The 14,289-nt window shown below is 59.2% G+C and carries 13 protein-coding genes; 7 read left to right on the top strand and 6 right to left on the bottom strand.

From position 1 onward, the window contains the following. The first annotated feature begins 52 nt into the window (after positions 1-52). The 6 genes from cpaB to ACEW8J_RS09970 are packed head-to-tail and all read left to right on the top strand — an operon-like array spanning position 53 to position 6,564. On the top strand, positions 53-1,012 hold the full coding sequence (cpaB, locus tag ACEW8J_RS09995) for a Flp pilus assembly protein CpaB (protein WP_373491494.1): 960 nt from the start codon (positions 53-55) through the stop codon (positions 1,010-1,012). Then, complete coding sequence (locus tag ACEW8J_RS09990; protein WP_373491493.1) at positions 1,012-2,637, top strand: type II and III secretion system protein family protein; 1,626 nt, start codon at positions 1,012-1,014, stop codon at positions 2,635-2,637. Before cpaB ends, ACEW8J_RS09990 begins: the two co-directional genes overlap by 1 nt. Positions 2,638-2,658: 21 nt before the next feature. Then, positions 2,659-3,258 (top strand): CpaD family pilus assembly protein, encoded by a 600-nt coding sequence (locus tag ACEW8J_RS09985; RefSeq protein WP_373491492.1) that lies wholly within the window; start codon positions 2,659-2,661, stop codon positions 3,256-3,258. Then, complete coding sequence (locus ACEW8J_RS09980; protein WP_373491491.1) at positions 3,258-4,544, top strand: CpaE family protein; 1,287 nt, start codon at positions 3,258-3,260, stop codon at positions 4,542-4,544. The genes ACEW8J_RS09985 and ACEW8J_RS09980 overlap by 1 nt, the downstream gene beginning before the upstream one ends. A gap of 40 nt (positions 4,545-4,584) precedes the next feature. After that, a complete protein-coding gene (locus ACEW8J_RS09975; RefSeq protein WP_373491490.1) occupies positions 4,585-5,556 on the top strand; it encodes a type II secretion system F family protein in 972 nt (323 codons plus the stop codon). 45 nt (positions 5,557-5,601) lie between these two features. Continuing rightward, positions 5,602-6,564, top strand: coding sequence for a type II secretion system F family protein (locus ACEW8J_RS09970; protein WP_373491489.1), 963 nt, complete (start codon positions 5,602-5,604; stop codon positions 6,562-6,564). Positions 6,565-6,616: 52 nt separating this feature from the next. Here the strand turns inward: ACEW8J_RS09970 and ACEW8J_RS09965 are convergent, their stop codons facing one another. From ACEW8J_RS09965 to infA, 6 genes are all read right to left on the bottom strand, one after another. Beyond that, positions 6,617-7,060 carry a MarR family winged helix-turn-helix transcriptional regulator gene (locus tag ACEW8J_RS09965; protein ID WP_373491488.1) on the bottom strand — a complete coding sequence of 148 codons (444 nt, stop codon included), beginning with the start codon at positions 7,058-7,060 and terminating at the stop codon, positions 6,617-6,619. A 9-nt stretch (positions 7,061-7,069) separates the two neighbouring features. Beyond that, positions 7,070-9,187 (bottom strand): TonB-dependent receptor, encoded by a 2,118-nt coding sequence (locus ACEW8J_RS09960; protein ID WP_373491487.1) that lies wholly within the window; start codon positions 9,185-9,187, stop codon positions 7,070-7,072. Then, a complete protein-coding gene (maiA, locus tag ACEW8J_RS09955) occupies positions 9,184-9,816 on the bottom strand; it encodes a maleylacetoacetate isomerase (RefSeq protein ID WP_373491486.1) in 633 nt (210 codons plus the stop codon). The genes ACEW8J_RS09960 and maiA overlap by 4 nt, the downstream gene beginning before the upstream one ends. A gap of 65 nt (positions 9,817-9,881) precedes the next feature. Beyond that, on the bottom strand, positions 9,882-10,880 hold the full coding sequence (locus ACEW8J_RS09950; RefSeq protein ID WP_373491485.1) for a ribonuclease E/G: 999 nt from the start codon (positions 10,878-10,880) through the stop codon (positions 9,882-9,884). After that, complete coding sequence (locus ACEW8J_RS09945; RefSeq protein ID WP_373491484.1) at positions 10,873-11,442, bottom strand: nucleoside triphosphate pyrophosphatase; 570 nt, start codon at positions 11,440-11,442, stop codon at positions 10,873-10,875. The genes ACEW8J_RS09950 and ACEW8J_RS09945 overlap by 8 nt, the downstream gene beginning before the upstream one ends. Before the next feature lie 115 nt (positions 11,443-11,557). Further along, positions 11,558-11,776, bottom strand: a complete 219-nt coding sequence (infA, locus tag ACEW8J_RS09940; protein ID WP_066742521.1) for a translation initiation factor IF-1 — start codon at positions 11,774-11,776, stop codon at positions 11,558-11,560. A gap of 231 nt (positions 11,777-12,007) precedes the next feature. On the opposite strand from infA, the gene ACEW8J_RS09935 reads away from it, so the two are divergent. Further along, positions 12,008-14,289: ABC transporter ATP-binding protein (locus ACEW8J_RS09935; RefSeq protein WP_373491483.1), on the top strand; the 2,282-nt coding region annotated here is incomplete at its 3' end.

Genomic DNA, 14,289 nt, shown 5'->3' with positions numbered 1-14,289 from the left:
GACCGCCAACAGAACCAAAGGGGCGGGGGGCATTCAGGAGGCGTGAGACGTCATGGACAAGAAGAAGATCATTTTGCTGGTTGGTGCGCTGATCGTGGCTGCGGTCACGGCGCTGCTCGCAAAGAATATGTTTGATGGTGCCTCCGCGCCTCAAGTCGCAGCGAAGAAGGCTGAAGTGGTCGGCGAGGAAGTTCTCGTCGCAACCCGTGCACTTCCTGTTGGCACGATCATCACGCCCGACAGTTTCCGGTTCCAGCCGTGGCCGAAGGACCTGATTGAAGAAGCGTATTTCATGAAGGAAGGTACCAATGTGGAATTGCTCGCCGGGACGGTTGTCCGCAATCCGGTCACCGCTGGCCAGCCACTTACCAAGGGATCTCTTGTAGCGCCGGGTGATCGCGGTTTCCTTGCCGCTGCGCTTGGCCCCGGCATGCGCGCCGTCACTATTCCCGTATCCGGCCTGACCGGCGTCGCCGGCTTTGTATTCCCGGGTGACCGGGTCGACCTGATGCTGACCCAGTCGGTTCAAGGCGAAGGGCCGGAGCTCAAGGTTTCCGAAACCGTGATCCGCAACTTGCGGGTGCTGGCCACCGACAACCGAGTTGTCGCATCGAAAAACGAAGAGGGGCAGCAGTTCGCCCAGAAAGCGAAGCTGGTCACCCTCGAAGCCACTCCCAAAATTGCCGAGCAGATCTCCGTTGCCCAGACTCTGGGCACCTTGAGCCTGTCACTGCGCTCGCTGGCTGACAGCGCCGCCGAACTGGAAGAAGCCATTGCATCCGGCGCGATCAAATTGCCGAAAACGGACGATCCGGTTGCGGAAGCCGATATGATCCGTTCGCTGGCAGCGCGGCCAACCAGCACAAAATCAACTTTCTCGACCGGGGGCGACGTATCGCGTTTTGAAACCCGCTCGCCGCCGCCGCTCGCCGCCAAGGAAAAACCCAAAGGACCAGTCGTCCGCGTGGCCCGTGGCAATACGGTCAATGATATCGAATTTGGAGACAAGTAATGGCCGTAGAATATGCACAGCATAGCCGTTCGGCGAAAAAGGCAATGGGCGTCGCCGTCGCTGCCGCCCTCGCCTTGGCTCTGGCTGCCAACAGCACCACTGCTCTCAACGCCCAATCGGTTAGTATCTCGCAGCCGGACTCCCGCATCTCTGTCGCGGTTGGCCGGGGCAAGCTGATCACCCTGCCGTCACCGATTGAAGATATTTTCATTGCGGAAAATACCATCGCCGACGTCCAGGTAAGATCACCGCGGCAAATCTATATTTTCGGCAAAAAGGGCGGTCAGACCAGCTTTTACGCGACCAGCGCGTCCGGCAAAGTGATTTATTCCGCAGAAGTCGCCGTTGGCGCAGAGATTTCGTCGATTGACCAGATGTTGAGCCTGGCGATGCCGGAAGCCAATATCGCGGTCAGCACGACCAATAATTTCGTCCTGCTGACTGGCACCATCGCCAATCCGGATGATGCGGAGGAAGCGGAAAATCTGGTCCAGGCTTTTGTCGGTGATGCCACTCGCGTTGTCAGTCGACTGAAAACGGCGACCCCGATGCAGGTCAATCTGAGGGTTCGCTTTGCCGAGGTCAGCCGGTCGCTTGCCAAAGAAATCAACGGCAATCTGCTCACCCGCGATACCACCGGCGGATTTCAGTTCGGGGTTTCGCGTGGTCGCAACTTTGGCTCGATCACCGATTTCAATACGGCGGGTTTTCCCAATCTGGATGCATCGCAGCTATTTGGTTTGCCAGCTGGCTCGATCTCGCTACCATTCAACCCCACCACCGGCCAATTCGTGACGCCGGGCGGAACCGCGTTCAATTACACCGGCAGCTCGGGCCTGAACACCATTCAGGCGGCAGGTCGGCTTTTTGGCCTCGACATTGCCACTGCGCTTGATGTCTCCGAGCGCGTCGGACTGGTCAGCACGCTGGCGTCGCCCAATCTGACGACGATTTCGGGCGAGACGGCCACCTTCCTGGCAGGCGGCGAGTTCCCGATACCGATGTCTACCGGTCTGGGTGAAGTTTCCGTTCAGTACAAGAATTTCGGTGTCAGCCTGTCCTACACGCCAACCGTGCTTTCGAATGGCCGGATTTCAATCCGCGTTGCCCCGGAGGTTTCTGAAATCTCCTCCAACGGTGCCGTCATCCTTAACGGTTTCAGCATTCCGGCAGTATCGACCCGGCGGGCGGAAACAACCGTCGAACTGGGGTCGGGCGAAAGCTTCATGATCGCGGGACTGATGCAGAACAGTTATAACTCGGCGATCGACAAGACCCCGGGTCTGGCCGATGTTCCGATCCTGGGGACCTTGTTCAAGTCCGACGGCTATCGCCGCAATGAAACCGAGTTGATGATCGTCGTCACCCCTTATCTGGTGAAACCGGTCAGCGACAGCGAGATCGTGTTGCCGACCGACGGCTTCAAGGCTGCGAATGATGCGGAACGGTTCCTGATGAACCGCAACCATTCGGGGACCGGCGGCGATCGCCCCAAGCCGACCGTGGCTCCGACGTCACCACCACAGCAGACTTTTGGTAGCCTGGAAACCACGGCGCCGGTCAGCTCGGCCAGAAAATCCAAGAAATCCGGCGGCACGGCCCCCGGTTTCAGCTTCGACAAATAAGCTCGATCAGGAGAAGAGATCATGCGCATCGTTTCAATGGCCCTTATCACCGCCGTCGGGCTCTCGGTTACGGCCTGTGGCAGCACCACCGCCAACCGCAGCGTCTATAGCGAACGCCAGCCGGTCGTTTCCAAATCGAACTTCGTTCTCGATCTGAGCGCCGGCCACGGCGGCCTGTCCGCTGCCGAACAGGAACGCCTGGCCGGCTGGTTCGATGCGCTCGATCTTGGTTATGGCGATCGCGTATCGATCGATGATCCCAGCTATTCGGCGAGCACCGGGGCGAAGGCAGCGGTTGAAAATATTGTCGCCAGCTACGGCCTGCTGATCAGCGACACGGCACCAGTCACCGAAGGCCATATCCCGGCCGGGCTGATGCGGGTCGTGGTATCGCGCAGCACCGCTTCGGTACCAGGATGCCCCGATTACAGCCATCGCAGCCACACCGATTTTCAGGTGCGGACGAGCGCCAACTACGGTTGTGGAACAAACAGCACCCTTGCTGCGATGATCGCAGATCCTGAGGATCTGGTCCGCGGTCAAAATGCCGATGGCGAAGATCAGGCCCAGGCCTCCAAGGCTATTCGTGCCTATCGTGACAAGAAAGTTGGAGGACAATAATGAACGCTCCCTGGAAACCTGGCTCGGTCAACGGGCGTGATCCGTTTGCCGCATTTGTCTGCGATGATGACACTCTGGAGATGCTCCGTCCGGTTGCCGAAGAAATGGGCTGGTCGATCGACAAATGTAACAAGGGCGGACTGCGCAATGCGGTTCAGACCCTTTCCGTGTCTGCCAGCCCCAATATCCTGCTGGTCGACCTGTCGGAATCCGGTGATCCGTTGAGCGATATCAATTCGCTGGCCGAGGTCTGTGAACCGGGTACGGTTGTTGTTGCCATGGGGCAGGTCAATGACGTGCGCCTGTATCGCGACCTGATCGTGAGCGGGCTGCAGGATTATCTGCTGAAGCCGTTTAGTCCGGACCAGTTGCGCGACGTATTGTCGCAGGCACAGGCGGTTCTCAATTCTCCCAAAAGCGATGATGGGCAGGTCGAAAAGCCGCATATTTCCACAGCCGTAATCGGCACCCGCGGTGGAGTCGGTGCCTCCACGATTGCGACCTCGGTGGCGTGGTTGCTCAGCCATGACAAGGAACGCATGACCGCTCTGCTGGATCTGGATGTTCATTTCGGTACCGGCGCGTTGTCGCTGGATCTGGAGCCCGGTCGCGGGCTGACCGATGCGATCGACAATCCAAGCCGGATTGATGGCCTGTTCATCGAACGCGCCATGATCAAGGCCAACGAGAAATTGTCGCTGCTGTCCGCCGAAGCGCCAATCAATTCGCCGATCATGACCGATGGTACCGCCTTCTTCCAGCTACAGGAAGAATTTCGCGCGTCGTTCGACTGTACGGTGATTGATTTGCCTCGCGAAATGCTGATCAACTATCCCCATCTTTTGGGTGATGTGAACGCAACCGTCATCGTGACCGAACTGACCCTGGCCTCGGCGCGGGACTGTATCCGCTTATTGTCCTGGCTGAAATCCCATGCGGCACAGAGCAAGGTCTATGTTGTCGCCAACAAGGTACAAACCGCCAATCTGGAAATTGGTCGCCAGGATTTTGAAAGTTCGATCGAGCGCAAGATCGATATCATGATCCCTTATGACGCCAAGTCCGCCGCACAGGCGGCAAAATTGGGTCAGGCCATGGTCAATGCCGGCAAATCCAGCAAAGCTTCGGCAAAAATCATCGAGCTGACCAATCTTGTGCTCGGATCTGTGAGCAGTGGTGACGATTCCGATGACATGGGCGAGAAGAAATCATTCATGGACAAATTTGGCGATTTCAAGTCCTTCCTGCCTTCGAAAAAGGCCAAAGAAGATGCTCCTAAAGTCTGAAGCCGTTGTGGATTTTCTCCAGCTTCCAAGGAATTAAACGATGGGTATGACGCAAATTGCAATGTTGGGTGTTGGCGTGCTGGCGGTGTTGCTGCTGCTCATCTTTGCATTTGCCGGCCCATCGCTATCCCAGTCAAGCGCCCGGCGGCTGGACACCGTCAAATATCGCCACTCCGACAGCGACAATATACGGGTCGAAGCGCAAATGAAAAAGGCGCTATCGGCCCGGCGCAAGACCACTCGTCCCAAGGGCGAGAATATGACCAAGCTGGAAAGGCTGGCGATCCGGCTGGAGAAAACCGGCAAGGGTTGGCCGCTATCCTATTTTTTCTATGCCGCAGGCGGCTTGTTCACGATTGTCGCCGGATTGCTGCTGCTGCAAGGCGCACCGCTATTACTATGCCTGGCGTTCGGACTTCTGATCGGCGCCGGATTGCCGCATTTCGTCGTCGGCTTTCTGATCAACCGGCGGATTGCCAAATTTACCGCGTCCTTTCCGGATGCCATCGAATTGCTGGTCCGCGGACTGCGCTCGGGCCTGCCGGTCACCGAGACCATCGGTGTGGTTGCCAAGGAAATTGGCGGCCCGGTGGGTGAGGAATTCCAGAAAGTGGTCGATCGGATCAAGATCGGCCAGACGATGGAGGATGCGCTGCAGGAGAGCGCAAAGCGCATGGAAACGCCCGAGTTCAAGTTTTTCTGCATCACTCTGGCGATTCAGCGAGAGACCGGCGGCAACCTCGCCGAGACATTGTCCAACCTTGCCGACGTGCTGCGCAAACGCGGCCAGATGAAGCTCAAGATCAAGGCAATGTCTTCGGAATCCAAGGCGTCGGCCTATATCGTCGGGTCATTGCCGTTCATTGTGTTCGGTCTGGTTTACTCCGTGAACCCGACCTATCTGGCCGGATTTTTCTATGAAGAGCGGCTGATCATCGCTGGCCTTGGCGGGCTGTGCTGGATGAGCATCGGCGTGTTCATCATGGCCAAAATGGTCAATTTCGAGATTTAAGTTGAAGGTGCAAGGCAAATGACAACCGGCGGCGGACCAACATTGATGGGCGTAGACGTCCTCTGGGTGGCGACAATATTGTCTGCCGTGGCGGCTTGTGCGGTATTTTTTGCCATCTATGCCGCTGTGACGGTGCGCGATCCGATGGCGAAACGGGTCAAGGCTCTGACCCAGCGCCGGGAGCAGTTGAAAGCCGGCATCATGGCTTCGACCACCAAGAAGCGTGCCAAGCTGGTGCAGCAGAATGATACCACCGACCGGATGCGCAATGTACTGTCGTCACTGCAGGTGCTGCAGGATACGCAGGTCAAGGAAGCGCAGCAGAAACTGGCTCAGGCCGGCATCCGGTCAAAGGATCTCGCCTTTCTCATCATCTTCAGCCGGCTTGTTCTGCCAATCGTGCTGGGCGGCGGTGCGGCGCTGGCGATATATGGGTTCAACTATCTCGGAGACTGGTCGGATCTCAAGCGTTTCGGCGTCTTTGCCGGGTCAGCCATCCTGGGCTACAAAGGGGCTGATATTTACGTCAACAACCTGATCACCAAACGGACCGATCTGATCCGCAAGGGTCTGCCGGACGCCATCGATCTGCTGGTTATCTGTGCGGAAGCGGGTCTGACCGTAGACACCGCCTTTGCCCGGGTTTCGAAAGAACTGGGCAGCGCCTATCCGGAACTGGCCGATGAATTTTCGCTGACCTCGATCGAACTGGGCTTTCTGACCGAGCGTCGACAGGCATTTGAAAATCTGGCCTATCGGGTAGCGCTGGACCATATCAAAGGTGTCGTGACGACGATGATCCAGACCGAAAAATATGGTACACCGCTGGCGTCTTCGCTCCGCGTTCTGTCTGCAGAATTCCGTAACGACCGGATGATGCGGGCGGAGGAGAAAGCCGCTCGTCTGCCGGCGATCATGACCATCCCGCTGATCCTGTTCATTCTGCCAACCCTGTTCATCGTGATCCTCGGCCCTGCGGCCTGCTCGATCTCCGATGCCATGATGTAGCGGAAATCCCATCTGACGAATTTAAGAGAGCGGCAGGCCCCTGCCGCTCTTTTTATGCGTTGGCGATGCTGTCAGCCGACTTTTTTATCTTCGCCAGCATTTCGGAAAGTTTGGCTTTCTCGTCATCGCTGAGCACTGCCATGATTTTCTTGTCCATAGCCTGAGCGGCGGGCAATATCTGGCCGTATAGATCGCGTCCGGTACCGCTGAGCAACAGATGGTGGGACCGGCCATCGGCGCTATTCGGACTGCGATCGAGCAAGGCGCGATCCACCAGATTCTTGACTGCGCGATTGACGGTTACCTTGTCCATCAAGGTCGCTTCGACCAGATGCCGCTGGGTCGAGGCCCCGCGGGTGCCGAGTACCGCCATCACGCGCCATTCGGGTATTTTCAGGCCAAAGCGGCTTTTATACTCGCTCGCGATCAGGTCACTCACGGCGTTCGACGCCGTGGACAGCTGGTAGGGCAGAAAATCATCAAGCAGAAAGGTCATATATAATATTTATTCAATTCCTACGCGAAGTCCAATCCAAAATGTCCTGGGAAAGGCACGTTCTATTATTCCATTGCTGGCAATCGCCGCCTCTACCCGGGCGTCGAACAGATTTTCAACCCGGGTTTCGACCAGCAGACGATCATTGACGGCCAGGGCCAACCGGCCATCGATAGTGAAGGCATCGGCGAGGCTGAGTTGATTCACATCATCCTCGAACTGCTGACCGATATAACGGGCCGACAGGCTTGCGCCGGTGCCATTGTCGCGTTCCCAGCGGATCGTTCCGGTCGCATTGTGCCGGGGCACTTGCGCTGGCCGCAAGCCATCGATCGCGGCAGCATCGCCGTCACCATTGACCGAAGCATCAACATAGGAATAACCGGTGCGCACGGTCAGACCGTCGGCAAGCGCCCCGAGATCAAATTCTGCCTCAATTTCGATACCTCTGGACTCGATAGATTCCAGATTCTGGCGCTGGCTATAGGTGGCACGAGGCGCAACAAAGCCGACACCCGGGAAGTTGCCAGGTCCGGTAGCCAGGGTGATGTTGGCGACGGCATTGTCCAGCACATTGTAGAAGGCGGTGATGCCCAGCCTGGCAATGCCGTTCTCCCAGTCCAGTCCCAGCTCGCCCCCCCTGATCCGTTCCGGCTCGAGCAGTTCGTTCGCGGCGGTCGCATCATCACCGACCCGGAAGGGCCGGAACAGTTCGTTCAAGGTCGGCAAGCGCCACCCCAGATAGGCGGCGCCGCGAAGGCTGAGCAAGTCGCTCGCCTGAAAGGCGAATCCGCCCCGCCCGGTAAATTCGCTGCCGCTGCGATTGGCGAATATGTCATCCGACCGGAGGGCGCCCGGGAAGGGATTGATCAGCTCAATCTCCCGGCGGAAGCCGTCATCGATCGACCAGAAGTCGACACGCCCGCCACCGGTCAGTACCAGCGCATCGCTGGCCTGCACACTGGCCTCGACAAAGCCGCCATAGGTTGCGGTGCTGCCACCTGCCCTGCGGCTGCGGCGCGGCGTATCGTTATCGGCGAAGAAGAAATTTTCCTTGGTTTCTCCCTCGGTCCGGCGCCAGTCGCCACCGATGCGCAGTTCAACATTGTCGCCAACCGGAGGCCGCACCTCAAAGCGCGCGCCGAGGCCAGTGGAGGGCACATTATATTGTTCGAACACCCGGCTGACCGAATTGCGATCCTCCGCAACCCCGCCAAAGCTGACATCGAAATTGCGGATCTGGACATAACCAAGAGCCGACCATTGCCAGTCGGAGCTGCGGTTCACCAGCCGGATGCTGGCGTCCGCGCCGTCATTGTGATTTTCGCTGAAGGCAAAGCCGCGCTCGCGGTCGTCGGTGAAGGCCCGGACGTTGGCCTGCAATTCGGTGCTGTCCGAGAGCGGTGCGACAAATCGTACAGCCAGACCTGCCTGCTCATATTCCGCCGGACGATCGACCGAGCCGCGCTGGCCTTCGATGATCGGAATGAAACCGTCGCCACGGGCATAGTTGGCAGATATAGTAAGCAGCCCCTGCCCCAGTTCGCGGCCGAACAATAGATCGGCATCGCCGCTGTTGCGGCTTCCGTAAGCAGTACCCAGTTCGATCCGATCGCCGACATTGTCGCTGAACAGTTCGATGGTTCCGGCAATGGCCCCCTGCCCCTCTGCACCGGACCCGCCGCCCCGCGTTATTCTCGCGCTACTCAAAGCCAGTGCGTCATAGCCAGGCCAGGCCACCCATCCGCCGAAGGGATCCGCTTGCGGCACGCCATCGAGGATCAGCAAGGCACGTGAGGAAGCATTTCCACCCAGGCCGCGTAGCGTAACACCCTGACTGGTCGGGTTTGCGGAGCGGGCGTCCGAGCGGCGAAATTGCTGAAGGCCGGGAACGTCACGCAACGCATTTTCTACCGATTGGATCGTCTCGAGCGATATCTCGGTGGCGTTATACGCATTGTCTCCCAGCGAAGCGGGCAATCCGGTCACTATGATCTCCGATGGCCGGCCGTCGGTGGCGACAATCTGGCTTGTATCGCTGTTGGCCCGGTCCAGCGCCCAGGCCGGAACGCTCGCCAGACAGAGGGGCGTCAGCAGCGGCAGCACCAAAATCCATTTTTTGCTCATGCCGGCTTCACCGCTTCCGGAACTGCTTTCCGGAACGCCTCCCGCTCGTTGCAGGCTGCGTCGATCCGCGCCAATTTGGGAAAGGGGCTCATATCCGTTGCAAAGCGCCGCGCGTTATACATTTGCGGAATCAGACAGACATCGGCGAGATTGGGCTGAACGCCGCCGAACAGCCCGGTTTCGGGAGCCATCGCCTCCAGCGCGGCAAATCCTTCCCCGATCCAGTGGCGATACCAATTGTCGATGCTTTCCTGCTCCTGCCTCAGTTCATCCTTGAGATATTTCAGGATCCGCAAATTGTTCACCGGATGGATATCCGCCGCGATGACCAGTGCCTGGGCCAGCGTCTTTGTCCGCTCGACCGGATCGCGGGACACCATCGGCGGATCATCATATTTCGCATCCAGATAGTCGATGATCGCCAGCGACTGGGTCAGATCATGGCCGTCGATCGACAGCATCGGCACAAAGCCCTGCGGGTTGCGAGCGACATATTCCGGCGCCTTCTGGCCGCCGTCGAGCAGACTGGTGTTGACCGCCTTGTAAGCGACCCCCTTGAGGTTGAGCGCGATGCGCACCCGATAGCTCGCCGAGCTGCGCCAATAGTCGTAAAGAATGATATCTGTCATGCGCTGGCTTTGACGATTGGACAGCGGAAAAGCAAGCATTGCTGTCGCCGGCCAGACGGCGCGCACTATGCGGTCAAACCGCCATCGATCGGAATATCGGCCAGCGGTTCGACCGTAACGCGGCGCCCGGTCCGCTTTGCCAGCTCTTCCAGATCCCGCGCTTGCAATCTGTTCGCAACAGCCGGATGTGCGGTCAGCCGCAGCGCGCCGTTACCCCGATCCCGTTCCGCCTGCCGCAGCAGTTGCAGCGCAGCATGGGCAGTGCGACTCGCCTGCACAATCTCCAGCACCGATGGCCGCAGCTTGCGGCTGACGATCTGCATGAACCCGAAACCGTTGATCGCCGTTCGTTCGCAATTGGCAGCCATATATTCATCGAAAATCGCAGCAACGTCGCTACGGTCCGTCTTGGCTTGCAGGGTCGGAAAATCGATCCCGACATTGCCGGCGATATCGAACCGTAGCTGCGCCAGCGCAACCTCCTTCGCTGCCCGTTTCGCCAGCTCATGGGGTGCCAGCGGCCCATCGACATCGATCACGGTCATCGCGGGGGTCAGAGATATCCGCAGGCTGCCACCGTCAAAGTCGATCCGTCCGGTCTCCGCCTGCTCGATCGCTTCGTGCCAGCCGTGCCGGGAGAATATATCCTCGTCATGGGCATGGATCTGTCTAACGGGCAATCCGGATGCATGCAGCTCTGCGAGCAGGTCGGGTCCTGCGCCCGAAGGGCTGTCAGGATCGGCCGGCCGCGCCTTGGCGCGCTTGGCCTGGCCGCCGCGCTCGGTCATCGCTGCCCGGACAATCTCGATCCGGACCATGGCGCCTTCGGTCAGACCCTGCGGCAGCGGCTGCAGCAAGACCTCCTGCCCGTCTGGCAATGTCACGATTCCGGATTTTCCGGCAACCCATTGCCGGGTGAATTTCGCATCGACGACAGCGCCGGCCCTTGCCCGGCCATCGTCCCGTTCGACCCGGATCTGGATCAGTTCGCCATTTTCCAGCCGCAGCCCGCGGTTCTCGCCAATTCCGGCTTCGTATAGCCAGCCACGGGCGAGATCAGCCAAGGGGGTAGCCCGCGCTGATCAGCAAATTGCGGGTTTCATAAAGCGGAAGCCCCATGATGCCGCTGTAGCTGCCCGACATCCAGGTCACATAGGCTTCTGCGCTGCCCTGGATCGCATAGCCGCCAGCCTTGCCCTGGCCTTCGCCCGAGGCGATATAGCCATCAATCTCGCGCGGCTCGAAGCGCTTGAACTTGACAATGCTATCGGACAATTTGCTGCGCGCGGCGCCATCGGCGGCAATCACGCACACCGCCGACATCACATGATGGCGCCGGCCGCTGACCAGTTCCAGAAATTTGCGCTGTTCCACCGCATCGGCGGCTTGCCCCAATATCCGGCGGCCCACCGCCACCGTGGTGTCACCGGCCAGCAGCAGCTCGCCCTCGGCGCGGTTGACGGCAGCGGCCTTTTCCTGCGCCATGCGCAGAACATAGTCGCGCGGCAATTCACCCTTGCGCGGGGTTTCGTCAATATCGGGAGAGACGATCCGGTCCGGCGTGACGCCCAGACGACCGAGCAGTTCCAGACGCCGCGGGCTGGATGAGGCAAGGACCAGTTTCATATGTTCAATTCCGTCATGCTGAACGCGATTCAGCATCCAGAGCGTCCAATCGCAAGAGCGGTGTCACAACAGACCCGGATCCCGAATCAAGTCCGGGATGACGAGCCACAGCTCGTCACTTGAAACGATAGGTGATGCGACCCTTGGTGAGGTCATAAGGAGTGAGCTCGACGAGCACTTCATCGCCAACCAGCACGCGGATGCGATTCTTGCGCATCTTGCCGGCGGTATGTCCCAAAATTTCGTGGCCGTTTTCCAGCTCGACCCGGAACATGGCGTTGGGGAGCAGTTCGCGAACCATCCCCTTCATTTCCAGTAATTCTTCTTTTGCCATATGGCGGTGCATTTTCCCTGATGTTGCGGCAATGTCGCGTGTTGCAGTGCGCCATAACGGCAAATGTGCAAAAAGGGAAGGATTAGCTGCATCCGCGAAAATGATAATATCCGTGGCTGCTCTGCCAACGTGTCTGCGACAATTTAATACAAAGAAAATATACCATTAGCGCCGATTGCATGGCATTTCGGACATCTTCTCTCCCCCATTATTAAAGTTATGAACCAAGATATGATGTCTCCCCCAAAATCCCTTTTTACCGCATCTCCCCTTGTCCTTGCGATCCTGATGGTGGCGGCTCCGGCAGGCGCGCAGGTCACCGAACCGGAATCCGATTATGCCGACGATGAAATCGTCGTCACCGCGGAGCGGCCGCGCGGTGCTGTCGTCACCGAGATTCCACCTGTGGTCGAACTGAGCGAAGCGGACATCGCCAGCTACGGTGCCAATTCGGTGCAGGAATTGCTCGAAGCTCTCTCTTCGCAGACCAGCTCGAGTCGAGGCCGCGGCAGCGGTCGGCCGGTGGTTCTGATCAATGGTCAGCGGACCTCCGGTTTCCGCGAAATCCGCGATCTGCCTCCCGAAGCGATCCGCACGGTACAGGTCTTTCCGGAAGAGCTCGCGCTGCGCTATGGCTATCGCCCCGATCAGCGCGTGATCAATTTCATCCTCAAGGATAATTATACCGGGGTCAGCCTGGCCGGGGAATATGGCATGCCGACTCAAGGGGGCCAGGGCCGGTCAGAACTGGAAACCAATGTCACCCAGATTGGCAAAAACAGCCGCGTGAATATCAATCTGGAGTGGCAGAACAACACGGCGATCACCGAAAGCGAGCGGGACATCATCCAGAATGCGGCGGGCGCGCTCGTCAATCTGGGAGAATTCCGTACGCTGGTGGCGCCATCCGACACTGTCGAGCTCAATGCCAATTACAGCCGGCAATTCGACAATGGCATGTCGCTGTCGCTGAACGGCGGTTATGTCTATGACAAGTCGCGCGGGCTGCAGGGCCTGCCCAATGGCACGTTGCAGGTCGGAGGCAATCCGCTGTTCCGCTATTTCACCGAATATGGTCCGCTCAACCGGGTGCAGGAAAGCAATACCGCTCAGGCCGGTCTGACGCTGAACGGTATCCTGAGCGAATGGCAATGGTCGCTGACCAGCGATTATACGCGCGCCCAGGTCAATAGCGACACCGACCGGTCCGGCGATATCGGCGCGCTGCAAGCGGCGATTGATGCCGGAACGGTCGATCCGCTGGCGACCGGCTTTGGCCCGTTGCTCGGCGCGCCGGTTACCGACAGCGCCCGGGTGGTTGATCAGACCATCAATAATCTGGCCACAATCTCCGGCAGCCTTCTCAACCTGCCCTCCGGCACCGTTACCACCACCATCCGTGCAGGCTATGGCCGTCAGGTGCTGGACGGCCGGGAAACACGGCGCGGGATTATCACTAGAACCGACCTCAGCCGCGACCGGCTGAGCACCGGGATCAATATCGACATACCGCTGGCCGACGAGAATATCGATGTCACCGAAGCGATTGGCAAATTGTCGGTCAACGGCAACCTCGGCTATTCAGACTTGTCGGATTTTGGCGGTCTGGTCGAGTTCGGCTTTGGCCTGAACTGGGAACCGCTTGACGGGCTCGTGTTCACGGCGTCGGCAATCGGCGAGGAAGCGGCACCCGGGATCAGCCAGCTCGGCAATCCGGTCATCATCACCCCGGATGTCACCACCTTCGACTTTGCCAATGGCGAAACCGTGCTGGCGGCGATCACCACCGGCGGCAACCCGGCGCTGCTGGCGGAAAAGCGGCGCGATATCAAGCTGGCGGTCAATTACCGGCCCGAATGGCTCGACGGTTTCACCTTTCTCGGCGAATATTTCCGCAACAACAGCAATAATGTCGCCTCCAGCTTTCCCTTGCTGACCCCCGAAATCGAGGCGGCCTTTCCCGACCGGGTGACGCGCGATGCCAGCGGGCGGTTGATCGCGATCGACCGGCGGCCGGTCAACTATGCCAATGTCAGCAGCGAGCGCATCCGCTACGGCATCGATTTTTCCAAACGCTTTGGCGAACGCGGCGGTGACGGTGCCCGAGGTGGCGGTCGAGGTGGTCGCGGTGATCGCAGCGGCCCGGACCGGGCTGCCCCACCGGAGGGCACGCCAGCACCCGAAGGCCAGACAGAAGGCGACAAAGCTGCTGCTTCCGACGCCCCGTCCACGGCAAGACAAGGTGGCCCAGGCGGCGGACGCGGCGCAGGTGGTCGCCCCAGCGGCGGACGCTGGCAGCTTTCCGCCTATCACACCATCCGTCTTGAAGATCGCATCCAGATTCGGCCCGGTGTCGATGAGCTGGATCTGCTTGATGGTTCGGCCATCGGTTCATCCGGTGGCAGCCCGCGCCACGAGTTCGAGATCAACGGCGGCTGGTTCAACAATGGCATCGGCTTCCGCCTCGATGGCAAGCATCAGGTCGCGACCCGTGTCGATGGCGGGCTGACCGG

It is taken from the genome of Parasphingorhabdus sp., assembly GCF_041748495.1.
Lineage (GTDB): Bacteria > Pseudomonadota > Alphaproteobacteria > Sphingomonadales > Sphingomonadaceae > Parasphingorhabdus.
Note: the sequence above shows the minus strand (reverse complement) of the source record. Positions and strands in the feature narration are given on the sequence as shown.

Bases quoted from the DNA above. Each gene is read 5' to 3' on its own strand.
- ACEW8J_RS09985 (WP_373491492.1), top strand. From the start codon at position 2,659: ATGCGCATCGTTTCAATGGCCCTTATCACCGCCGTCGGGCTCTCGGTT.
- maiA (WP_373491486.1), bottom strand. From the start codon at position 9,816: ATGACAGATATCATTCTTTACGACTATTGGCGCAGCTCGGCGAGCTAT.
- ACEW8J_RS09970 (WP_373491489.1), top strand. From the start codon at position 5,602: ATGGGCGTAGACGTCCTCTGGGTGGCGACAATATTGTCTGCCGTGGCG.
- infA (WP_066742521.1), bottom strand. From the start codon at position 11,776: ATGGCAAAAGAAGAATTACTGGAAATGAAGGGGATGGTTCGCGAACTG.
- ACEW8J_RS09975 (WP_373491490.1), top strand. From the start codon at position 4,585: ATGGGTATGACGCAAATTGCAATGTTGGGTGTTGGCGTGCTGGCGGTG.
- ACEW8J_RS09945 (WP_373491484.1), bottom strand. From the start codon at position 11,442: ATGAAACTGGTCCTTGCCTCATCCAGCCCGCGGCGTCTGGAACTGCTC.
- ACEW8J_RS09980 (WP_373491491.1), top strand. From the start codon at position 3,258: ATGAACGCTCCCTGGAAACCTGGCTCGGTCAACGGGCGTGATCCGTTT.
- ACEW8J_RS09965 (WP_373491488.1), bottom strand. From the start codon at position 7,060: ATGACCTTTCTGCTTGATGATTTTCTGCCCTACCAGCTGTCCACGGCG.
- cpaB (WP_373491494.1), top strand. From the start codon at position 53: ATGGACAAGAAGAAGATCATTTTGCTGGTTGGTGCGCTGATCGTGGCT.
- ACEW8J_RS09960 (WP_373491487.1), bottom strand. From the start codon at position 9,187: ATGAGCAAAAAATGGATTTTGGTGCTGCCGCTGCTGACGCCCCTCTGT.
- ACEW8J_RS09990 (WP_373491493.1), top strand. From the start codon at position 1,012: ATGGCCGTAGAATATGCACAGCATAGCCGTTCGGCGAAAAAGGCAATG.